This is a genomic window from Paenibacillus sp. LjRoot56 (assembly GCF_964253335.1).
Classification (GTDB): domain Bacteria; phylum Bacillota; class Bacilli; order Paenibacillales; family NBRC-103111; genus Paenibacillus_E; species Paenibacillus_E allorhizoplanae.
Genome location: NZ_CAXURV020000003.1, coordinates 907,888 through 932,065, shown reverse-complemented (window position 1 = coordinate 932,065; position 24,178 = coordinate 907,888). Strand labels below are relative to the sequence as shown.

Sequence of the window (24,178 nt, the reverse complement as noted above, 5' to 3'; positions counted from 1 at the left end):
GGATATCTTATGGAGCAAATCACTCTCAAGCAACTGGATTTTATTCGCAAAACAACCATCAAAGCGGTTGCAGGGCTATCGGAAAACACAATTGACCACATACCCGAAGGATTTAATAACAACATCCGATGGAATTTGGGGCACATTTACACGGTTCAAGAGAAGTTTGCCTTTCATTTTGCTGGTGAGCCTTTACACCTACCTGAGAACTTTGATCGATTATTTGCAAAAGGCACCAAACCCGCAGATTGGAACGAGGAACTCCCTTCGCTTGAAGAATTACTTGCGTTGCTTGCTGAGCAACCCAAACGGATTCAGAGTATCTTACAGGATCGCTTAGATGAAAGCGTGGCTAAGCCATTCACAACAGGCAGTGGATTACTCCTAAATACAATTGGAGAATTCCTAAACTTCACGTTATATCACGAGGGCATGCACTTCAATACGATATCCATATTAAAACGATTTGCAACGCAGCATCAGAAATAGAAACTAACGATAAGGAAAACCTCTTCGAGTATGCTTATGAAGAGGTTTTTTTGTCGACTATGATATAATTAGGAAAGTAGCATGTTAGAGCAAGAAAGAGGAGATATGATGACTGATCACATTGCTAAACAAGATACAGGCTGGAACTTTGATAACAGCTATGCACATCTGCCGCAAACCTTCTTTACGAAGGTGAACCCTACCCCTGGACGCGCACCGAAGTTGATCGTTCTGAATGAGCCATTGGCAGAAGCGCTGGGGCTGAATGCTTCAGCATTGCGAAGCGAAGATGGCGTTGCTACGCTCGCAGGCAACCATATTGCAGCAGGTTCGGTGCCACTTGCGCAAGCTTATGCGGCACACCAATTTGGGCATTTTAACATGTTAGGGGATGGCCGGGCTATCCTGTTGGGTGAACAGATCACTCCCCAAGGGGAGCGGGTGGATGTTCAGCTGAAGGGTTCAGGCAGAACACCCTACTCCCGTCGAGGCGATGGCCGCGCAGCCCTTGGACCGATGCTGCGTGAATATATCATTAGCGAAGCGATGGTCGGACTTGGCATTCCTACGACGCGAAGCTTAGCTGTAGTAACAACGGGTGATGTTATTTACCGTGAAACCGAGCTGCCTGGTGCAGTTCTGACACGCATAGCGGCAAGTCATATTCGGGTTGGTACTTTTCAATATGCTGCTCAATATGGCACTATTGAGGATACTCAGTCACTTGCGGATTACACCATACAGAGACATTACCCTGAAGTTGATGCAAATGAGAATGGAAGTGAGCAACGCTACCTTCAGTTCCTTCAGGAAGTGATTAAACGTCAGGCCAAGCTCATTACGAAATGGCAGCTCGTTGGCTTTATTCACGGCGTGATGAATACTGATAATATGGCGATCAGCGGAGAAACGATTGATTATGGTCCTTGTGCTTTCATGGATGCCTATGACCCAGCCACGGTATTCAGCTCCATTGACACGCATGGCCGCTACGCCTATGGTAATCAACCGCGTATAGCGGTATGGAATCTCGCTAGATTTGCAGAAACCCTATTGCCGCTGCTGCATGCTGACGAGGAGCAAGCAATCAAACTAGCCGAGGGTGCGCTGTCGGAATTTTCCACGACATATCAACAAGCGTGGCTCACGGGAATGAGAGCGAAGCTAGGGATCTTTAATGAAGAGCAGGAAGATCTTGCATTGATCGAAGGCTTACTAAGCATGATGGAGAAGACAAGTGCGGATTATACGAATACTTTCTTAGCATTGACGTTTGATAAAATAAAAGAATCAGTCCTGTTCGGCACGCCGGAATTTGCCCTTTGGCAGGAACAGTGGCAGGCAAGACTAGGCAGACAACAGGAAGACCAAACGGCTTCACAGCAATTGATGCGCAGCAGCAATCCTGCCGTCATTCCGCGCAATCATCGGGTAGAAGCCGCACTAGAAGCCGCGGTCGAACATGGTGACTATAGCGTGATGGAGCAACTTCTTGCTGTGCTAGCGAACCCCTTCGCACACGCACCTGAGCAGGAGGAGTATGCTGCGCTGCCGGAGCCATCGGCTTGTGCGTATCAAACGTTTTGTGGGACTTGATATCCGAGCCAACGCGCTATGTTCAAAGCCAACTGCCGATTGTGGTGGTTGGCTTTTTCGTACTTATTCCATTTTTGCAGGGGCTCAGGTAGCTGGCTGGCCTTCACTGGGAGGTTAACTGGATTTCCTCCATCTAATCGAGCTGAAATCCGCCTGTTTTTTGAACTAGCAGTATTTTCTACAGTTAATATTCTGTTTTTAGCCCGATTCCTTAAATAACTCTTAGAATAACTGGACTTTCTACATCTATTCGCCGGAACCCAGGAAATTCGCTAAATTTAACTGTAGATTTTCCATCTAAACGGTTAGAAGGCCCCTCGCGCCTTCGAGTAAAGACTGGATGAGTAGGAGCAAGTCTTCCTAGTTCCTCGGAACAGGGCTTGGGGGATACCAACTTTGCCAACTGAGGCGGTTGGAGTTCTCTTTCTGCGTCCTTCTCATTCTGTGCTGCGTCTCCTTCTCCTTCCTGGTACCCCGTATTGCGGACAGTTCCAGAATTTTCAAATAAAACTATTGACGTACAACAAGAATGCTGATAAATTAAAACCAAGTAATCTTATCAGAATAATTATGTATCGACCGGACCACCGGAGACACAAGCGAAACTTCCTGCAATGGGGAGAGCTGTGTCTCTTTTTTATATCCAATCGGTGCGCGCTATAAAGAAAACCATATAAGAAATAAGGGGGCTTTATCATGAAAAAAAATGTCATCATGAGTTTCGTTTTATCCACTTTGCTAGTTACGGTGTTGAGCGGTTGCGGAGCGGCTTCCAAGTCGACAACAGGTGCAGCTGACACGAAGGCGCCTGTGGCTACAACCAAATCGGAGAAAAGCACGACATTACGCATCGGCTATCAGAAATACGGCACAGTGAACTTCCTGAAAGCGAACGGGGAGCTAGATAAAGCATTAAAAGAAAAAGGTATCACCATTCAATGGACGGAGTTCCCAGGTGGTCCTCAATTGCTAGAAGCGATGAATGTTGGCAGTATTGACGTAGGGCATACGGGTGAAGCGCCGCCGATTTTTGCACAGGCTGCAGGGACACCGCTCGTTTACTTAGGGCATGAACCGGCAAGCCCAGCTAGTGAAGCGATCCTCATCCCGGAGAAGTCAGAGATTAAATCCGTTGCTGAATTGAAAGGCAAGAAGGTCGCCTTGAATAAAGGTTCCAACGTACATTACTTGTTAGTGAAGCAGCTCGAAAAAGCTGGTTTGAAATATGAAGATATTCAAGTGGTTTTCCTTCCTCCGGCAGATGCGAGAGCAGCGTTTGAGAAAGGCAGCGTCGATGCTTGGGTCATCTGGGATCCCTTCTTCTCAGCAGCAGAAACTTCGGCTAAAGCGAAGATCTTGGCTGACGGCAAAGACACCGTTGCCAATCACGAGTTTTATCTAGCTACTCGCAGCTACGCAGAAAACAATAAGGAAACCGTCAAGATCGTATTAGATCAACTGGCCAAAGTAGATACATGGTCCAAAGATCATCCGAAAGAGCTTGCCGAAACGTTGTCTCCCCAGTTGGGTATTGATGTTCCTTCCCTGGAACGCGCGGCAAAACGTAGAACATACGGCATTCAACCCATTGATGATGCTTTGATCAATGAACAACAGAAAATCGCTGATACCTTTTTCAAACTAGGCCTGATTCCGAAAGAAATTAAAGTGAAAGATGCCGTATTGCCAGCTACGAAATAGGTTCGAGCTACTCATAAAGGATAAGGGAGACGATGAAGATGGAAGTATTCTGGTTCATTCCGACACACGGAGACAGCAGATACATTGGAACAACGAAAGGGGCACGCGCAGTCGATTATGGCTACATGAAGCAGATTGCGCAAGCGGCTGATCAACTAGGCTATGGCGGCGTGCTGTTGCCGACGGGCAGATCTTGCGAGGATGCATGGGTCGTTGCATCTTCCTTAATTCCCGTGACAGAGCGGCTGAAATTCCTAGTTGCAGTCAGACCGGGCTTGATGTCGCCGACCCTTTCAGCCAGAATGGCTTCCACCTTCGATCGTTTATCGGATGGTCGCTTATTGATCAACGTCGTCACAGGCGGCGATGCGAAGGAGCTTGAAGCAGAGGGACTCTTCTTAGAGCATGATGACCGCTATAAGTTGACTGACGAATTCCTGCATATTTGGCGAAAAGAGCTTGCCGGTGAGCAAGTCGATTTCACAGGTGAACATTTGAAAGTCAAAGGCGGGAAGATTGTTTATCCGCCAATCCAAGCGCCATACCCGCCGATCTATTTCGGTGGCTCCTCACCCGCTGGGATTGAAGTAGCAGCAGATCATGTCGATGTGTACTTAACGTGGGGAGAGCCGCCAGCTCAAGTTGCTGAGAAAATTAAAACAGTTCGCGAAGCTGCAGCCAAGCGCGGCCGTACGGTGAAGTTTGGTATTCGATTGCATGTCATCGTACGTGAAACCTCAGAGGAAGCGTGGGCTGATGCTAATCGCCTCATTTCCCATTTGGATGATGAGACCATTGCTTCTGCGCAGAAAATATTTGCCAGCATGGACTCTGTTGGCCAACGCCGTATGGCAGAGTTGCACAAGGGCGATCGGACCAAATTGGAAATTAGTCCTAATCTGTGGGCAGGCATCGGGCTTGTGCGCGGGGGTGCTGGGACAGCCCTAGTTGGTGATCCGGAGACGGTTGCGGCACGAATGAAAGAGTATGCGGACCTAGGCATTGAGACGTTCATTTTCTCAGGCTACCCGCACTTGGAGGAGGCTTATCGGACAGCGGAGCTGCTGTTCCCGCATTTGCCTTTGAAAACGCAAAAGAAGCGTTCTTCTGAATCTGCGAATTACGTAAGTCCGTTTGGAGAACTCATCGCCAACACCGAGTTGCCGAAGCCTGCAAAGGGGGTTCGGTCCGATGACAACCAACCTGTCAAAGTCTCTGGCTAAACAGTTGCTCCCTTGGGCGCTTCCGATTGTACTTATTGTTTTATGGCAGCTATTGGGGCAATTTGGGTTCATTTCCACCCGAATTCTATCTACACCTTCAGCCGTATTTGCGGCTGGTGTCCATTTGGCAGAGAAAGGGACCTTATTCACGTATATCGGTGCCAGCTCCAAACGAGCATTTATCGGCTTTGCGATTGGTGGCAGTATCGGTTTTGCCTTAGGCTTAATTAATGGACTCTTTCCTATTCTTGAAAAGGTGACGGACACATCCGTACAAATGCTGCGGAATATTCCTCATCTAGCGATGATTCCGTTGGTTATCCTCTGGTTTGGTATTGGTGAAGAAGGTAAGCTCTTTCTAGTTGCGTTAGGCGTGTTCTTCCCGATTTATTTAAATACTTTCCATGGCATTCGATCCGTTGATCCAGGTTTGATCGAGATGGGTCGCGTTTACGGGCTTCGCCATTTTCATTTGTTTCGCAAAATCATTATTCCCGGTGCGCTGCCCTCGATTTTGGTTGGGGTTCGTTTCTCACTAGGTATTATGTGGATAACTCTAATCGTGGCTGAAACGATTTCGTCCTCTTCAGGGATTGGCTATATGGCGATGAATGCGAGAGAATTTTTGCAAATGGATGTTGTGATTCTGAGTATTATCGTCTATGCCCTACTAGGCAAAATATCAGACTATATAGCGAAGCTTCTGGAACACGCATGGCTGCAATGGCATCCTAATTTCTTGAAACCATAAAGGAGAGTGGGCACGATGGCGGAAGGTACTGGCATTCGATTGCAGGTGAAGCAGGCTGCGAAGGTTTTCGGCCAAAAGCAAGTGCTGCAAGGTGTAGAGTTGGACGTAGCACCTGGCGAGTTTATTGCGATTGTCGGGCGAAGCGGCTGTGGTAAAAGCACACTGCTGCGCTTAATCGCCGGGCTGGATAAGCCCTCGAGCGGCCAAATCGAGGTCGATGGCCAGACGCTCAAAGGCATCCATTCCGAAACACGTGTGTTGTTTCAGGATGCGCGCCTGCTTCCATGGAATCGTGTGCTCGCGAATGTTCAGGTTGGGGTGAAAGACGGCTCGCGCGCTAGAGCCGAAGAGGTTCTTGCGCAAGTGGGGCTTGCGGACAGAACGAATGAATGGCCGGGGGTTCTGTCCGGGGGGCAACGTCAACGCGTTGCACTGGCCCGTGCTCTGGCCGGGCAGCCTCGCCTGCTGCTGTTGGATGAACCGCTCGGCGCGCTCGATGCGTTGACCCGCATTGAGATGCAGCAGCTCATTGAGCGGCTGTGGTATCAGCAGAAGTTTACGGCGCTGCTCGTGACGCATGATGTGTCGGAAGCCGTTCAGCTTGCGGATCGTGTTATTTTGATCGAAGAAGGGCAGATCGCCCTCGATGTAAAAATAACGCTCCCACGCCCTCGCGTGCGGGACAGCGGGTTCGCTTATTTTGAACAATTGATTCTGGATCGCATATTGGTGAAGGAGCAGAATCCTGCTCTAGGGGATATTACAGCAAATAATAAATATGCGTATTCAATTTAGTATTAGCATACAAAAAGCACTCCAAGGCGGTATGGCTGCCTTTGAAGTGCTTTTCTGCATGTAACCCTATAACTAGCGGGCTGCTGGCGTATGAACATCAGTCCCTGTATGGGGGCGTTTTTCAATCATGATCGTTAAAATGAGCAAACCTATGAGTCCAGCGACGATGAAAATGGGATACCAACTTCTCGCAAACGAGCCAGCTTCCATGATAGCCATCATCCCGATCGTAGGCAGCAGAGGTTGTCCGTAAGCCTTCCACCAGTCAAGCGGGAACTTTTCATAGTAGAAAAATCCAATCATCGCAAGTGCGGAGACAGCCCATCCCCCTGTATAAATACAAACAGCCAAGACGGGACTTTTAGCTGCAATGAAAGGGACAATGGCAATGACGAAAATTCCAGCGACGATCATGACCCAGAAGTTAGCCTTTGTTTTGCCAATTCCCGCTAGAATGCTGCCGCCTAGTCGACCTACGGAGGAGAATAAGACGCCTAAAGCCATCAGCCGAATATAAGCTGCAGAATCCCCGGATGTGAAGCTCTCCCCGAATAGAAATCCGTTGATCTGGTCGGGATATAAACAGATGAGCGCTGTTAGCGGATACAGAAAAATATTGTTATACCGAACACAGCTCGTCCCACGGTGTTTGCTTTCCTTCAAATCCTGTGCACTCTCGGCTACGAATGGGAAGGTGACGATCATGAACGCCCATGTAATGATGCCGATGAAGCCTGTTATACGGAATCCATTCGATAAATAACCAACGGCGATAACCGAACTGGAACCAACCATCATGACCAGAAAAGGCTGTTGAAATGCTTTTGCGATATTACCCGCCCAGGAAGGCAGGCCGTATGCCATCATGCTTCGAACCTCTTGGAAAGGGAGACCACCGAACCATTTCGGATTATGCACACGTTCAACTTTCCAGCCAATAAAAAGAGCTGTCAGGATCGCTCCCACGCTCATCCACACCGAAATATTTTCAAGAAGGTTCAACGAGCCAATGGGTAATAAAACGCCGACAACCGTACCTGAAGTGGCAAGTGTCGTTGTAATGACCATGAAAAAGGCCTGAAAACCAAAATCACGGTTTCCTGAGAAAGAAGCGACGCCAATATTAATCATAGAGTTGAAAACAAACATGATCGAGCTTAGGATCAGGGCTCCTTTTAGCTCAGGTAGCTGATAGTAATTCGCTAGGGTTGGTGCGAGTAGCGCGAGTACGATCCCAAAGATAACCCCGAATAGAGAGCTCCCGAAAAAGGCGACGCGAAAATTGGTTTGTACCGCCTCAATCGGTTTCCTAGAAAAGGTGTAAATTAAGGAGGAGTTGAATCCGACATTGAGAAACAAGGAGGCCATACCGAAAATTTGCAACAAGAGATTCACTTGTCCGAATTTGGTAGGATCGTCCAATACACGAGCTAGAACGATGCTTCCCACGGTTTGGAGCATTTGGTTAATGAAGAGACCGAGCACAATGATAGACACATTTCGAAGCAAAAATCGCTGCGTATCCGTTAACATGACATTCCGATTCAGCATGGGGATAGCCCCTTTTCCCGTTAATAGGTCTTGTTATCCAAAGAGTAGCAGACCCCTACCAGGTTGACAACCGAAAGAATGGCAGATAAACGGAGATAAATGAAGGGATTCGGAGATTATATGTTGCCTCGAATGGTTGAAAGAGTAATACGGGGATTGCAAATCCCCTAGGATGTTAAACCTAAAATATGCCGCCAGGAAGATCTTCCCTGACGGCTTTTCTCATCCTTTTAACGCGGCAGCTTGCTTTTCCTGATACTCTCCAGGGGGCATGTAGAAGTGCTGCTTGAATACATGGGAGAAATGTTTAACACTCACGTACCCTACTTTGTCTGAGACATCAATAATCTTCTCTGCGGGTCTTGCTCTCAGTAGCTTGGCGGCTTGCTCCATTCGCACTCTGGTTAAAAATTTAATATAAGATTCATTCACGCTTTTATGAAAAATATTGCTCAAATAACTAGCGGAAACGCCTATTGTATCTGCAATAATAGCGAGAGATATAGGCTCCGAGTAGTGCGAATAAATGTATTCCTTAGCTCTGGCTACAAGGTCATGCTCGTTCTCGTTATCGAGCTTCGGCGTGGCATGTAGGATAAAGGATTTGAGAATTTCATAAAAGTTAAGCAGCACTTCTTCTTTTGACGGTGCCTGTAAAGTGGGGCTTTCCAACTTCCTAAGGATCGTCTGCGCTGCTTGAATTCCTTCATCCGTAAAGTTCGGGTTCATGGCCGCTATGTTCCTAATTAAATGAACGCCATATCGGTAAGCAACGGAAAGCTGATAACTGCCCATAAGCTCGGCATAATTCCGAACGGAAACCATGTAGTTTGTTTCATTTCTATCGAGTAAACCGGATTGAATAGCCATCATCGTTTTATCCAATTCTAGAATGGAAGGCATCTCCTTACTCTCATCGCTGAAGGCGAAGCAGGAGTTACCGCCACTCAGCAGACGGCTCATTAGCATCTTGCGCGCTTTGCGGTAGGAGGAGTTCAATCGAAGCACATCGTTGACACAATTACCAATAGCACCGGAGATCGTAATACCCGTACTCCTATAGATCGCGTCAGCTACTTTAGCATGGATGGCTCTGCATTGTTTAATTAGGTCATCTTGACAATCGCCGGTTACAAGTACAATTGTATTTTCCTCCGTATCGTAGAATACCCGTCCTTCTTCCACAATTTCAGTTGTAATCTGTTGTAAAATATATTTAAATACAGGAATATCGGCGTATGGAATAGATTTCCTAAGAATCATATCTTCATCCAATGAGAGGATCATTAGATTACCTTCTGTCTCGATTAAGCTCACCTTTAGACGGAAGAGAAGTGGGTAAAGTACTTTAATTTCCGCATTGCTGTCTACGATAACGGCTTTCAAGAAATTTTTGACTACATGGTTTTTGGAATCCTCAGAGAGAATTTGCATGGATTGTTGGGTCAGCAGCTGACTTTTCTCTTTATCCAAATCTTGTGTAATACGTTCGAGGACGATGCGCAGCTCTTCCTTAACAATAGGCTTTAGCAAATATTCATTCACACCATAGGTTATGGCCTCTTTAGCAAAAGTAAACTCATCATGGCCTGATAGGATGACCGTTCTTGGGCGTGGAGACATTTTTGAAACGATTTTACATAAAGTGAGGCCGTCCATGACAGGCATTTTAATATCGGTGAGGATTAAATCAAGGGCATGCTGATCAAGAATCTCAAGAGCTTCCTTGCCATCTGAGGCGACATGCGCGACCTCCCACCCAGGATTGATCTGCGGAATAGTTAGCTTCAGGTAGTCTCTAGTAAGTGACTCATCGTCGACCACGAGCATTTTATACATGCCGATTCTCCTTTCTAACGTCTAATTTGGGTAAAATGATAGTGACGCATGTGCCTACTTCCGGCGTACTATCAATCGTAAGTCCATACTCCGTCCCATACTTCAGCTTGATCCGCTTATTCACATTGACAAGACCGATTCCCGTACCAGCACTATGATGTAAACCGTGGAGATCTTCGTTATAAACCAACGATTCTACACGTTCCTGGAGTTTTGCAAGCTTATCGGCATCTATCCCTTTTCCATTATCGCGGACATAGAAATAGAGATTAGTGTCATCTTCATCACTATATATGTGTATAATCGTTTTCTCTTTCTTCATCTCACACCCATGAATAACGGCATTCTCAACGGCAGGCTGTAGGAGGAGCGCAGGAATATAATAACTGCCCAGCGAATTAGCAATGGTAATTGTGTATTCCAGTCTTCCGCCAAATCTACTACTTTGAATGCTGAGGTAAGCTTCGAGTAAGCTGATTTCCTGCCCAAGCGTGATTTCTTTATCCCAGTTTGTCATACCCCTTAGGAGGGAACTAAGCTTATTAATTTGGTCTACCGCTTGCTCCTCTTTGCCGCTCTGCATCAGAAGACTGATCATATTGAGTGTGTTGAAAATAAAATGCGGTCTAATCTGGTTGAACAAGGCTTTGATTTGGGCTTCCTTTTGCAGGAAATTTGCCTCATACACTTCTCTGACAAGTTTCGTGTTCTCTTCGAGCATCTCTTGAATGCGATGAACCATCTCATTAAAGGAGGACCCCAGGTAGCCAATTTCATCATGCCTGTTGTTCGGGAAGGTGACCGATAAATTGCCATGATCAATCTCTTTCATTAGCTTAACGATAGTTAGCAACGGATTGAGATATCTTTTGATGAAGAAGAAATAGACAAGAATAGCGAGAAAGGAGCTAATAATCGCCATTAAGAATGCGATATTTCTTGTTTTGACGGCATTGTGATTGAGTTCGGCAACGGAGTTTACGGCTACAACGGTCCAGTTAGCTCGTGAAATGGGAGTCGCATTAAGCAGATAGTTCTCATTATCCAAACGGATCGTCGTCTTAGAATGGCTGGTTTTCAGCATGGTTTGATAGAGGTCCAGCTCATGACCGCCTTTGACATTGGAAAATATAAGATTCTGATCTGCATCCACAATGAAGAGCCCGCCTTTGCTGCCCATGTTCACTTTATTGCCAATGGCTTCAATACCGCTGTAATTGGCATCCACCTTAATAATGCCGATAATTTTCTCCGTATCCTTGGTGCTGCGAAGCTGTCGTACGATCGAGAAGACCTTATTCTTCGGGTTCTTAATAATTTGCTGCATATGCGCGGGGACAAAGATAGACTCTTGTGTTGAAAGCGCTTCCGTATACCAATTGAAGTTGTGGAAATCGACCTTTGAATCGATGTTGGTCTGCACCCTGCCGCTCGAGTATGCCGTATCCGTTAGTACAAAAACAGTAAGAATATCATTTCTTGGAATGATCATAATCTCATCCAGAAAATCTTCAATCGTACGAGTCTTCTTGAGTTGTTCGATCTCTGAATCGGGGTGAGTAGTTTCAAGTGCAGCCATCACGGCCGAATTTCGGTAGGGGGCGACTGATAAACGCGATAAGTCGTCGAGATAATTGTCGATGTTCAGAGAGGCTTGCTCGATTATTTGCTGAACCCTTTCGGTGGACTGATTCTCGAAGTCTTTGGTGTACTGATGATAAGAGACGAAGGAAACTAGGATCACGGATAATAAAATTAATAGTCCAGTCATGATTAGCAGCTTGAACTTAATGCTCCATTGTTTCATTCCATTACCTCCCTCTATGCCCAATATATCACATCAGGTTCGGTAACATCAGCACTTCTAAAAAAACCGCACTCCAATCAAGAAAATTGAGGTCTTAACGAATGATTGGATTGAAAGTAAGATGAAATAGAAGGAACTGTTTACAAAGTTTTCTTATGTGAGACAAAAGGGAGGAAACAACGTGTTAAACAGAGCGCTGTCCATGGTCATGTGTTTTTCAGTTATTTTGGGTATTGCAGCAGGATGCGGAACTAAGGAAGAGGTAAAGCCAACAACAGCCATTAGCAGCGAATCGGCCAAAGCAACAGAAAAGCCAACAGAGAAACCGAAAGAAGTCGTCACACTAAAGTTTTTGACAGGTAAAGTAGAAACGGTAGATTTGGTTAATCAAATGATCGCTAAGTTTCAAACCGAAAATCCAGGTATCAAAGTAGAGCAGGAATATCAGAAGGATGCCAGCAATGTGATCAAGATCAAGTTCGCTTCCGGTGATGTACCTGATATCACTACGGTCGTTAGCCAAGATTATATTGATCAAGGAAAATACCTCGACCTATCGAACGCTGCCTTCTGGTCGAGAGTTCTGCCGGCTGTCAAGGATTTGAATACGGATATTAAAACAGGCAAGCAGTTCTCAGCAGCAGCAACAGTCACCATGGGCGGTATATTTTATAACAAGCAAATCTTCTCTGAATTAGGATTAAAGGAAGCACTCACATGGGCTGACTTCAAAACAAACCTGAAAACAATCAAAGAGAAGAAAAAAGGCGTCGTGCCAATGTTCTTGCCTGGTAAAGAAGCATGGTCTATGGGACATTTGATCGAATTTATGGCTCATGGCATCATCAAGCAACAGTATGGTGTTTATGAATCACGCAAAGCGTTCATTAACAACGATGGGGCAAAACTTGCGTTTGATGCCCCAGGCGGCAGTATGGAGACCTTCGCCGCTCGAATCATGGAGCTTAAGAATGAAGGGTTGATCAATGCGGATGCATTGACGGCTACCTATGATAATGAAAAAGAGGATTTTGTTGCTGGAAAAGCAGCTATGTTCAGCCAAGGCATGTGGGTACTGGGCGATCTGCTCAAGATCAATCCGGATTTTGCTAAAAATATTGGCTTCAGCCCATTCCCAGCTTTACAAGATGGAGGTAAGCCAGTCGTATTATCCGCCGAGGATTCCAAGTATGCGATCACTTCTGCATCCAAGCATCCGGAAGAGGCTAAGAAATTCCTTGATTTCCTCTTCAAAGCGGAAAATTTAAAGTTATACAGCGAAGCGATTAAATCACCTTCCGCCTTCACCGATGTGAAAGCTGATTGGGGCCCGCTCCAAGATCAAGCAACGCAAGCATTAAAAACAGGTGTGAACATTGCCTTCACAGATACACCTTCGGGCTTCTCGGGTGATGATGTAGGCCGCATGGTGCAAGAATTGATTGCCGGCAAATACAAAACACCAGCTGATTTCGCCAAGACGTACAAAGAAACATGGGATAAAGGATGGAAAGCTTCCAAGTAAAATTGAATGAACTCGCGAGAAGGGAAGGATCACCGATCTCTTCCCTTTCTCATAATCGTTCATACATTCGGGTTTAGGAGAGGATCGCTATGTATCTCTTGCGCGCCATTAATACCAATCTGCACAAATTTATGGCTGTACCTGCTATCCTTTTATTCGCGTTGTTCTTCATATACCCACTCACACAGGGAATAGGAATTAGCTTAACGAATTGGAACGGGGTGTCCCAAGCCAAATTTGTCGGGTTGCAAAATTTCGTCGATTTCTTTCATGATGATCGAGCTAAGCACGATCTGTACAATACCCTTTTTTTTGCACTCGGAAGTGCGCCGCTGCTTAATATTTTTGGACTCGCGTATGCACTTATCTTAGATCGGAATTTTAAGGGGAAGGGCGTAGTTAGGGCTATCGTATATTTACCAGCAGTTATCAGTCCATTAATTATGGGATATGTCTGGTATTTCATTTTACAGCCGGGGAGAGGCTTCCTCTATCATATTTTGGACAATATGAATCTAGGATTTATGAACACGAATTGGCTTGGTGATAGTTCGTCTGCTATGAAAGTACTTGTGATGGTCAACGTTTGGCAGTTTGTTGGTATGACGATGATTATTTATCTGGCAGGGCTTCAATCCATACCGGCAGAGTTATATGAATCCAGCAAAATCGATGGAGCTGGCTACTTTGCCACCTTACGCTCTATCACCATTCCATTGCTATATCCAGCCATCCAAATTAATGTCGTTACGAATATTATAGGTTCCTTGAGCGTATTCGAAATCATTGTCGCCTTAACAGACGGAGGGCCAGGTTACAGTACGGAATCTTTAAGTATTTATATTTTGCGCATGCTATATGGCAGTTTCACAGGGTATTCAACGGCAGTGGCGTTAATATTATTTGTGATCATTGTGATTCCTGTCATTATCTTTATGCGTTTAACGAAATCCAGAGAGATTGAGATGTGAGGAGAAGGCGATGCGAAACAAAACCCTTAGGTTTGGCAGATATGTCGTCGTAACGCTCATGGTACTCTTATCCCTCATTCCATTCTACGCATTGTTATATTTATCTCTGAACACACCATCCAGCAGCTTCTTTGATGGCAATATTCTGCTGCCGGATTTTCATTGGGTTAACTATGTGAACGCTTGGAAAATCTCCAAAATTGGCAATGCTATTCTGAATTCGCTGATCATTACGATAGGTTCAGTGGCAATAATCGTCCTATTCGCGAGTGCGGCAGGCTATTCCATTGCTCGATTTAACAGTCGCTTCAATCGAATTATCTTTCAGCTTCTCCTGCTGTGTATGATGATTCCCGCAATTATTATTACGGTTCCCCTATACACCTTGATGAAATCGATTGGCGGCATTAATACGCATTGGGCGATGATTCTTCTTACTGCAGCCACTGCACTGCCACTATCTGTCTTTCTCTATGCTAGCTTTATTAAGCAGCTTCCCAGAGAGGTTGAGGAGTCTGCGATTATGGATGGATGCACCTATTTTACTGCGTTTTGGCGCATTACTTTTCATTTCGTTAAGCCCGTGACCGCTGCTGTTGTCATTCTATCGGGACTTGGGATTTGGAACAATTACGGTCAGGCCGTCTTTTTCCTGCAAAGTCAGACGATGCATACCGTCCCCCTAGCCATCTCCATTTTTTTTCAAAAATATGGCGCACAGTGGAACTTAATGGCAGCTGCAGCGGTGATCGGACTTGCTCCGGCTGTACTTGCATTTCTTATTTTCCAAAAATATTTTATTAAAGGCATCACGGCAGGTGCACTGAAGGGATGAGATGAGTGAAGCCATATATCCATGATGTTTATCCGGTAAAAGCACAGTTCCTGCGAAATCAACCGATCACCATTGCCGTGGAGTTAGATCTCCCCTTTGCAATGGATAACGGTCAGGTTGAATTGGAAGCAAAAGTTTACGATTTGAACCAACAAATTGAAGTCTATCGTCACAAGATTGGCAGATCAGATCCAGGACAGCAAACCGTCCAGTTGATGATTAGTCCTAAGGATGTTGCGTTTAAAGGCTATGGTGTTGATGTTCATTTGTATTTGGAGGAGGAGTGGCTCCAAGTAAGTTCAACTTCTTTCGATGTGGTTACGAACTGGAGACAATCGCCAAGGTATGGATTTCTAAGCGACTTTCACCCGAATGAAGCTGACGACAGTGAAGATATCAAGCAAATGACCAAGCTTCACATCAACCTCGTACAATTCTACGATTGGATGTATCGTCATGATGATCTGGTAGCAAAGGTGGATGTCTATTCGGATTTAATGGGCAAGGTGTCCAGCCGGAAGGTGATTCAGGAGAAAATTGCCTTGTGTCACAGCGTTGGTATGAAGGCGATTGCTTATGGTGCTGTATATGCGGCAAGTCGAGAGTTTTATGAGCAGCACCCCGATTGGGCTCTTTATGGCAGCAATGGAAAGGTTCTCGATTTTATTCACATTTTTTACTTGATGAATATTGCTGAAGAGTCACCGTGGCATCGCCATATCATTGAGCAGTATAAGCGTACGATTGAGGAGCTGCAATTTGACGGTATTCACATGGATACGTATGGTTCACCGAAAATAGCCATATCCAAGCTAGCTAATGAGGATAGGATTGTGAGGCTGGATGAGCACTTTCCGGTACTGATCAATAACACTCGGATGACGCTGCAGCGAAGTATAGATGACTTATGCTTGATTTTTAATAATGTGGGGAATTGGCCGGTTGACAAGGTTGCGCGCGCTGAACAGGATGTTATTTATATTGAGGTTTGGAAACCTTATGAGCGGTATCATCATATCGTTCAAATCTTACGCTGGGCACAGCAATACGGTGAGGGGAAGCCGGTGATATTAGCCGCTTATTTAAAGCCCTTCATGGAGACAGGTGATGCATCCATGGACCGAGCAAACCATGCTGCACTGATTCTAACGGCAGTGATCTCGGCCAGTGGCGGTTACCATTTGCTGTTTGGCGAGAATAAAGGTGTGCTAACCCAAGGCTATTATGTGGATTACTCTAAGTTGTCTGATTCCTTCTTCCGAGACATTCGATTGTATTACGATTTCATCATCAGGTATGCTACTGTCTTGTTTGACCCAGAGTTAAGGGACGTTTCGATGACACATGTGGATGGCGATAATCTTGAATATGTTTTCGAGAAGGTTTCATACAGTACTTACGGTGAAGCGAACAAGGTTTGGACACTAATCAAAGAAAAGCCGGGACTGAAAGTGGTGAACCTGATTAACCTTTGTGGTGTATCAGACGATTATTGGAATACAGGGAAGGAAAAACCAACTCCGCAGAATGATTTTTCATTAACTATTTTGCTGGAATCGGATGTGAAATCGGTCTTTATTTCGACTCCGGATGACGAGATGGGGAGGCCACAGCAAGCACAATACGAGATAGAGGATAGGGATCGCGGCAAAACACTCGTCTTGACAATCCCTCACCTTGATATTTGGACTTTAGTGGTTGTTGAGCTTGTACATTGAACACTCCCACCACCTGTAGAGGTGGGGGATTCTTGGGTCGTGGTATCTAACGAAACCAAATGTTTCACGTTTCTCCTGTGAAAAACATGTTACACCAAGCGAATCTGTAGTTCCTACAGATTAAAGGTTTTCTAAATCGCAACTCTTTTTTTATTGTAAACCTTCCCCATAGCAAGGATATTTTGTGCAGCGTTTTCGTCTCGATCATGGATCGTATGGCATGATGGACATGTCCATTCTCGCACTTTGAGGTTCTTTACCTCTTTATTGACAAAACCGCAGGCATGACAGGTTTGGCTTGTTGGCTCAAACTTGTCAGCTAGTTTCAAAGTGCGCCCATACCAATCCGCTTTATACGTGATTTGACGAGAAAATTCGTTCCAGGACACATCTGCAATGGATTTTGCTAGCTTATGATTTTTAAGCATGTTTACCACTCTCAACTGTTCCATGCTGATCGTTTGGTTTTCACGAATCAGCGTTGTTGAAAGTTTGTGCAAAAAATCATGGCGGATATTTGCAATTCGCTCATGAATGCGAGCGACTTTTTGCTTGGCTTTGTGCCAGTTGGCTCCTCCTTTTGTGCGGCGAGCCAAACGACGTTGCCAAAATACTAACTTCTTTTCATGTTTGCGAAACACTTTTGGGTTGGCAACACGTAACCCATTGGAGCAAACCGCAAATTCTTTGAGTCCAAGATCAATGCCAATTTCTTTGTCGGATTGCGGCAATGGTTTTATTTCGACTTCGCAAACAATTGAAACAAAATACTTGCCTGCCGCATTTCGGCGCACCGTAGCGGAAAGAATGCGACCCACAAGTTCTCTGGAATTGACGCAGCGAAGCCAGCCGAGCTTTGGAAGCTTGACCAAATCGCCATCCACAGAAATGTTCCCGTTGGTGTATTTGGTAGTGTAGCTTTGTAAAGGATGCTTACGGCTTTTGAAGCGTGGAGTTTGATTCTGCTTTTTGAAGAAACGATCAAAGCTGTTTGCCACGTTTCGCACAGTCGATTGCAAGGCAATGCTGTCTGCGTTTTTAAGCCATTCAAATTTTGTTTTTAACGAAGGAAGTTGTGTGGCACAGGCATTGTACGACAATCCTTTGCCTGTCGTCGCATAAGTGTCATTCCACAAATGCAGGAAATGATTGAACACAAAGCGACAACAGCCAAACATCTGATTGATGAGCATCTGCTGTTCTTGGTTTGGATAGATACGATATTTATAAGCTTTATGAGTAAGCACGCCACACAACCTCCTTTCAAATGGAATGTAATTCCATTATAGCACATGTGTTCGTGTTTACAACCGAAAAGAAGCCGATTCAACCCCCACCTACAGTGGGTGTGGGTATTCTCGTTAAGTTTTAATAAAAATACGTACCTTAATAGCAATTTTAAGGTGTTTCAAGTGCAATCAGATGGGTTTACAATGAAGCTGTAACAAAGCTACCACTTCAATTTATGAAAGACTAGCAACCCTTAATCGAACGGAAAAATGTCCATTTTTCTCAGTGTATCGATTAGGGGTTTTTCTGTCTTGAAAAGGAGGTGAGCAGGTATACAGATCTTGAAACTAGCAGCCAATGGAAGTCAACAATTGTGCAAATCTTAAAGGAGGAATTCATGAATGTTATCAACGATCTATAGAAAAGCAGTCATGTTAGCTGTGATCAGCCTTGCAATTGGGATGCTCTTCGTCGTTGTAGCTAATGCCGCAACCAGCGGAATCGTAAAGCGAGTATATACGGACAAAGCACGGTACAACACGGGAAATACGGTAACAGTCTCGGCAGAACTTACGAATGATACAGGCACTTCCTATAGTAACAATATTACGATAACGATTTACCAAGGTGAAACCCAAAAGTATACGACATCAACAGCAGTAACTCTCACGAATGGAAGTTCTACAACGGTGAACTTCACATGGACCCCGCCATCAACAAATCATATCGGCTACTTCGTGAAAATTACTGCTGGTGGGTCTGCTGGGACAGGTGCTACAGCCATTGATGTGTCCAATGACTGGATAAAGTATCCGCGTTATGGATTTATGAGCGAATTTCCGGTTGGTGAATCAAGCAGTACAACCGATGCTCGTGTAAAGAAGACGATGCAGGATTACCATACCGTATCGTTCCAATTGTACGACTGGATGTGGCGGCATGAGAATATGATCAAACGAACATCAGGCGTTATTGACAGTTCCTGGACGGATTGGAGCGGAAAGTTGACCATTGGATGGCCAACGATTCAGAATCTGATCTCCTCCATGCATAATTATAATGCCGCAGCTATGCCCTATACGATGACTTATGCGGCGCTTCAAGATTATTCCACCATCTCTAGCGTTAGCAATCAATGGGGAATGTTCTATGATGCTGCCCATGCCAATCAGTTGGTTTTTGATTTCGTGGATAACAATCCCAATACCAACTTATGGTTGTTCAATCCGGCAAGCACGAGCTGGCAGAACCATATTTACGGACAGTATAGAGATATTTTGAACACAGCAGGATTTGACGGCATTCATCTAGATCAAATGGGTCAAAGAAGTGACCCCTACGCGTATAATGGGTCAACCATTGATCTTGATAACACGTTCGCAGGATTCGTCAACAATTTAAAAACCAATCTGAATGCAAATTCGTTGTCTAATAAAGTAGTAACCTTCAATGTAGTGAATGGTGCTGTTGATGGCTGGGCAGCCCCCGATGTCACCAAGAACGCTCAAACTGATTTTGATTACAGTGAAATCTGGGAAGGTTCGGATGATTACATTGAACTGAAGGATTATGTCAATTACGCTCGCCAAAATAATGGTGGCAAAGCATTTGTCCTCGCGGCTTATATGAACTATGAGGAGAATCTCGGTACAAAGTATGAAGCTGAATCTGCTACGTTGAATGGTGTGGCAGCTAACACCAATCATACTGGGTATACTGGAACTGGATTTGTGGATGGCTTTGGAGATAATGGTGACTATGTGGATTTCGCAATTTCTGCACCGGAAGCAGGCAAATATGCTTTAGTGTTCCGCTATGCGAATGATACGGGTGCCAAATCCACGAGAAACGTATATGTGGATGGCGTGCTCAACAAGGAGATTGAATTCCTGGATCAAGCCGATTGGAACACATGGGCATTTGACGCCTACAGTGTAGTTCAGCTGAGTGCCGGCTCCCATACAATTCGCCTGAAAAAAGATACAGCTAGCACTGGCTTTATTAACCTGGATAGCTTGACGCTCGGTACTTTCGAGGAAAATTCCGTTCTTTTGACGAATGCAGCGATTGCAGCCAGTGGGGCTTTCCACATTGAGATGGGTGAGGCCGATCAGATGCTAGGACATCCTTACTTTCCCAACTTCAGCAAGCAAATGAGAAGTACACTGCGGGAAGGCATGAAGGATCACTATAATTTTATCACAGGCTATGAAAACTTATTGTTTGATACCGACGTAGTCAATAACGATTCTGGCACTCAGTTCGCAAGCATCACGGGTCAAACCGTAAGTGGGGACGCAGCTTCAGGCACGATATGGCAATTAAATAAGCGCAGCACCAACTATGACATTGTGCATCTAATTAACTTAACGAATAATGATACGAAGTGGAGAAATGGGGCTAATGCTCCAACGAACATGTCGAATTTAGCCACAAAGGTTTATATTGGCAATGACGAAACGATCTCTAATGTTTACCTAGCATCTCCAGATATTTCGAATGGAACAACCCAAGAACTAACCTTCACCAGCAGTTCTGATACCAATGGTAAATATGTTTCCTTCACCGTTCCTTCCCTGAAGTATTGGGATATGATTTATATGAAAAGAACATTTAGTGTGCCAACCAATGATATTTATGAAGCTGAGACAGCGATTAAATCCAACGTTGCAACGAATACCAACTATGCTGGCTACACAGGAACTGGCTTTGTCGATCAATTTGCGAATTCCGGCGACGGCGTATCTTTTATCGTCAATTCAGCAGCAGATGATGATTATGTACTCAGATTCCGCTACGCCAACGGTGGTACTAACGCAACTAGGGATGTCTATGTCGACGGCAAATTTGCTGGAACCGTTCAACTAAAGTCAACCGGAGGATGGGGGACCTGGGGATATGGTGAAATGACCGCACATTTGAAGCCGGGTCATCATAGCATCGTGTTATGGTACAACAGTACGAATGCCGGAGCGATAAATCTGGATCATCTGGATTTGGATAAAACGTATATTTGGCAATTTGATCGCCAGATTACCACTGTTCCAGCAGGGTATAGGATCACGTACCGGGTGGGTGCACCTGGTTGGGTTCATTGGGGTGTAAACAACTGGACAAATGTCGTAGATACCTCATTTGTATCTAATGGTTCTACCAACGGCAATTTGGACTATGAGATTTCAGTTGGCCCCTTTACGACAGGCACTACGGTAAACGCGACTTTCCTTTGGGATGATAATGCTAATGGCGTGGCGGAGTACAGCACAGACCGCTGGGAGGGTACGAACTACAATATAACCATCAATTGAAAAATACGAACTAGGAGGTTTAACCATGGTCCTTATGCGCACTTATAAATCTAAGCTGGCACTATTTCTTGCCGTAGTGTTAACACTAAGTTTATTGCTTATTTCAGTGCCAGTCTTTGCCCTGACCTCTCCCACTTCGCAGTCCATTACGAGCCTTTATATGTCCAACTGGACGAATGCCATGAATATTTGGATGGCTAGCAAGCTGTCTCAGAATGACACGGGCACGTTCGGACCAAGGATTGGCGAGATGCGGATCAGCGATGATTATTCTACAAATCAAATCGTTGATTACTCAAGCTTTTTTCGAAATGAAACCAGCTCGACCAAATATGATCAGCCGCATAATTTCAATTCTGAAGCTTATTACGATAACAACGGGATTTTACGTACCAAATATTTGGATTATAGCGGGACTAACATGCCGATTACGGTAACGAAGGATTTTGCTATGGTGCCAAATGATAATTTCACGGTTGCGACCTTTACGTTTACGAATCCAACAGGCTCTGCCATTGATTACAACATGCTGGAGCAAATTCATGTCAACAATAAAACCAAGGGAGGCACGAATCAAACGAATACGGGCTCCTACGATGCAACGCGGAATACCTTATTCGTCAACATGAGCAATTCGGGACAGTATTATGTCGCCCTTGGCGCTTATCAAACAATGGATGGTTATCAGGTAGCTGACGATACGCAGTCCTCGCTAGCTGCCTCCGATGTTGCGGCATGGTACACCTTCGACAACAATGGAACCGTTAAGAACAACGCCAGCAAGACAGCTGTAGACATCAGTGTAGCGTTTCAGGATCGATTTACGATTCCGGCAAACAGCTCAGTCACGCGTTCTTTTGTAGCAACAGTGCGCAATTCACTTGCGAATGCACAAAGCTCGATTGATACGGCTCGAGCACAAACAGCCTCCTATTGGTTTACCCAAACCGGAACTTCTTACACAAATTGGTTAACAGGAACCGGTAAACAAACCGTCAACTTCACGGATACCGGCATCAACGATACGTATAAACGCGGCTTAATTACGATCAAGAACTCCATTCAGCCAACTTCCGGAGCAATGCCGGCAGCAACGAATCCGATCGCTTATGGGTATAAGGTTTGGGCAAGGGATTCAGCGGTGACGGCGATGGCGCTCGATCAAGCAGGCTTTACCGATGAAGCGGAGAAATATTGGTATTGGCTGCAGGATCGCCAGCTATCTGACGGCAGCTTTAAGACAACGTTCGATTTATGGACTAATAATTATGTTTCTTTTGTCGAGCCTGAGCATGATTCCATCGGCATTTTCTTAATAGGCGCTTACCTGCATTACGTAAAGACGGGAAATACGACCTTCCTCAACAACATTTGGACCAAATATAAAAAATCCGCTGATTTCATTTGGTCGAATTTAGGGTCTGACCCGTATCAATTCGGCGTGCCGGATAATAGTATTTGGGAGGAGAATGTGGAGTACAACGCCTTCACACAAGCGGTCTATGTAGCTGGTTTGGATGCGGCACAGTACATGGCGAGGGCGAAGAGCTTGAACAGCATAGCCGACGATTATAATGGAGCAGCCAGTAAAATTCGTTCCAGTATTCAAAGAGAAGATACGTGGAATCCCAAAGGTTTGTGGAATGTCGTGAATAACTATTACAATCGGGCCGTAACAACCTCCGGAGGCGCCAATACGTTGGTAGATGCATCATCAGCGGCGCTGATGGCTTATGGGGTAGTTGACGCCAATTCTTCACGGGCAAGCAGCCATATTAACAAAATAAAAACGAATCTGCAGCATGATAACTATGGCATAGCCCGTTATGATGGGGATACCTTCTACTACACCGCATCGTTCAGTCCTGCAGGTAATGAAGCGCAAAGCGATGAACCATCATGGCCGCAGATGAGTCTCTATATGGCGCTCTATCATCTGGATCGTGGAGAAACAGCGAGTGCTCTTAATTATTTGCAATGGGTCGTTTCCCGAACGGCGGTCGGCTATATGTCAGCGGGGGAAGCAGTATCACGGATTACACTCAAGCCGCTGCCGAGTACATCCGTTGAGCCTGTAACAGCGGCTTGGTTTGTCCTTACGGCTTTGCAGTATGAAGGGAAAGCGGATATTCGGATTACACCTCCGCAATCGAATAGCGGAGCTTACAAAGCTATCACAGTTACGACTACTGTAGCGAATGATTTGTCTCAATGGAGTAATGTTCCTTACTATATTGATAAGATTTCAGACAGTTCATCAAGTTCAGCGGATACCGACATTAAAAAGGTTTATGTTAGTAACGATGCTAATAATCTATATGTCCGCATCAAAAATAATAGCGGTGCCTTATCAGGCTTCAATACCACTCCGCGATTTGGAATGATGGTATACGCTGAGGACTTTAAGCACAGTGCTGCCTCGAGCAAATCAACAGGCATGTATGGAGGAACCTTGGATCGACCTTTCCAATATTTAGTTGGTCGTTGGAGTGATGGAACGAATCTTTCTAAATTTAATGTTCAAAGCGGAAACTGGACATTTACCAACCATATTACAGGAGTCACCATTCCTCAGTGGGACACAACTACAGGCGAGATGGAGATGGTCATTCCACTTAGCCAGTTGGCCAGCTCTGCGGTGGCTACAGGGGACTTTTCTAATTTAAATATTGTCTTAATACGTCAAAATCCAAGCACGTTAGCTTGGACGGAGGACGATAGAATTGCTCTGAATTATCGCATTATGACGACGGGTGAAGCTTGGTACTACGGCAACGTCGAGTAAAATACGAATAACAAGAACCCCTTAGCTTAGGCTAGGGGGTTCTGTTGTTCCTAT

16 protein-coding genes are annotated in these 24,178 nt (G+C 45.2%); 12 read left to right on the top strand and 4 right to left on the bottom strand.

What is annotated here, in order from left to right:
- Positions 1 to 9 precede the first annotated feature (9 nt).
- The 6 genes from ACSQ8O_RS23220 (at position 10) to ACSQ8O_RS23195 (ending at position 6,555) form a co-directional block, all read left to right on the top strand.
- Positions 10 to 489, top strand: coding sequence for a DinB family protein (locus ACSQ8O_RS23220; protein WP_056623421.1), 480 nt, complete (start codon positions 10 to 12; stop codon positions 487 to 489).
- Between the two features lie 108 nt (positions 490 to 597).
- Positions 598 to 2,085, top strand: coding sequence for a protein adenylyltransferase SelO (locus ACSQ8O_RS23215; protein WP_436243938.1), 1,488 nt, complete (start codon positions 598 to 600; stop codon positions 2,083 to 2,085).
- A gap of 696 nt (positions 2,086 to 2,781) precedes the next feature.
- The gene (locus tag ACSQ8O_RS23210) at positions 2,782 to 3,786 is read left to right on the top strand and encodes a sulfonate ABC transporter substrate-binding protein (RefSeq protein ID WP_436243537.1); all 1,005 of its coding nucleotides are present in this window, start codon (positions 2,782 to 2,784) and stop codon (positions 3,784 to 3,786) included.
- 38 nt (positions 3,787 to 3,824) lie between these two features.
- Complete coding sequence (gene ssuD, locus ACSQ8O_RS23205; protein WP_436243937.1) at positions 3,825 to 5,009, top strand: FMNH2-dependent alkanesulfonate monooxygenase; 1,185 nt, start codon at positions 3,825 to 3,827, stop codon at positions 5,007 to 5,009.
- Positions 4,978 to 5,760, top strand: a complete 783-nt coding sequence (ssuC, locus tag ACSQ8O_RS23200; RefSeq protein WP_436243536.1) for an aliphatic sulfonate ABC transporter permease SsuC — start codon at positions 4,978 to 4,980, stop codon at positions 5,758 to 5,760. Before ssuD ends, ssuC begins: the two co-directional genes overlap by 32 nt.
- A 15-nt stretch (positions 5,761 to 5,775) precedes the next feature.
- Positions 5,776 to 6,555: an ATP-binding cassette domain-containing protein gene (locus ACSQ8O_RS23195; protein ID WP_056623436.1), complete on the top strand. Its 780-nt coding sequence runs from the start codon at positions 5,776 to 5,778 to the stop codon at positions 6,553 to 6,555.
- Between the two features lie 72 nt (positions 6,556 to 6,627).
- Here ACSQ8O_RS23195 and ACSQ8O_RS23190 read toward each other — a convergent pair whose 3' ends face one another.
- From ACSQ8O_RS23190 to ACSQ8O_RS23180, 3 genes are all read right to left on the bottom strand, one after another.
- Entirely contained in the window at positions 6,628 to 8,106 is a 1,479-nt protein-coding gene (locus ACSQ8O_RS23190) for an oligosaccharide flippase family protein (RefSeq protein ID WP_436243535.1), read from the bottom strand.
- Between the two features lie 222 nt (positions 8,107 to 8,328).
- A complete protein-coding gene (locus ACSQ8O_RS23185) occupies positions 8,329 to 9,945 on the bottom strand; it encodes a response regulator (RefSeq protein WP_436243534.1) in 1,617 nt (538 codons plus the stop codon).
- Positions 9,938 to 11,752, bottom strand: a complete 1,815-nt coding sequence (locus tag ACSQ8O_RS23180) for a cache domain-containing sensor histidine kinase (RefSeq protein WP_436243533.1) — start codon at positions 11,750 to 11,752, stop codon at positions 9,938 to 9,940. Before ACSQ8O_RS23180 ends, ACSQ8O_RS23185 begins: the two co-directional genes overlap by 8 nt.
- 181 nt (positions 11,753 to 11,933) lie before the next feature.
- Between ACSQ8O_RS23180 and ACSQ8O_RS23175 the strand changes: the two genes are divergently transcribed.
- From ACSQ8O_RS23175 to ACSQ8O_RS23160, 4 genes are all read left to right on the top strand, one after another.
- The gene (locus ACSQ8O_RS23175; protein ID WP_436243532.1) at positions 11,934 to 13,277 is read left to right on the top strand and encodes an ABC transporter substrate-binding protein; all 1,344 of its coding nucleotides are present in this window, start codon (positions 11,934 to 11,936) and stop codon (positions 13,275 to 13,277) included.
- Between the two features lie 89 nt (positions 13,278 to 13,366).
- On the top strand, positions 13,367 to 14,248 hold the full coding sequence (locus ACSQ8O_RS23170) for a carbohydrate ABC transporter permease (RefSeq protein ID WP_436243531.1): 882 nt from the start codon (positions 13,367 to 13,369) through the stop codon (positions 14,246 to 14,248).
- A gap of 10 nt (positions 14,249 to 14,258) precedes the next feature.
- Positions 14,259 to 15,083 carry a carbohydrate ABC transporter permease gene (locus ACSQ8O_RS23165; protein WP_436243530.1) on the top strand — a complete coding sequence of 275 codons (825 nt, stop codon included), beginning with the start codon at positions 14,259 to 14,261 and terminating at the stop codon, positions 15,081 to 15,083.
- 5 nt (positions 15,084 to 15,088) lie between these two features.
- Positions 15,089 to 16,801 carry a glycoside hydrolase family 66 protein gene (locus ACSQ8O_RS23160; protein ID WP_436243529.1) on the top strand — a complete coding sequence of 571 codons (1,713 nt, stop codon included), beginning with the start codon at positions 15,089 to 15,091 and terminating at the stop codon, positions 16,799 to 16,801.
- A 131-nt stretch (positions 16,802 to 16,932) separates the two neighbouring features.
- Here ACSQ8O_RS23160 and tnpB read toward each other — a convergent pair whose 3' ends face one another.
- Complete coding sequence (gene tnpB, locus ACSQ8O_RS23155) at positions 16,933 to 18,048, bottom strand: IS200/IS605 family element RNA-guided endonuclease TnpB (protein ID WP_436243528.1); 1,116 nt, start codon at positions 18,046 to 18,048, stop codon at positions 16,933 to 16,935.
- Positions 18,049 to 18,432: 384 nt separating this feature from the next.
- Between tnpB and ACSQ8O_RS23150 the strand changes: the two genes are divergently transcribed.
- Both ACSQ8O_RS23150 and ACSQ8O_RS23145 read left to right on the top strand, forming a co-directional pair.
- Positions 18,433 to 21,339 (top strand): glycoside hydrolase family 66 protein, encoded by a 2,907-nt coding sequence (locus tag ACSQ8O_RS23150; protein WP_436243527.1) that lies wholly within the window; start codon positions 18,433 to 18,435, stop codon positions 21,337 to 21,339.
- Positions 21,340 to 21,364: 25 nt separating this feature from the next.
- Complete coding sequence (locus ACSQ8O_RS23145) at positions 21,365 to 24,124, top strand: glycoside hydrolase family 15 protein (RefSeq protein ID WP_436243526.1); 2,760 nt, start codon at positions 21,365 to 21,367, stop codon at positions 24,122 to 24,124.
- Positions 24,125 to 24,178: the final 54 nt, after the last annotated feature.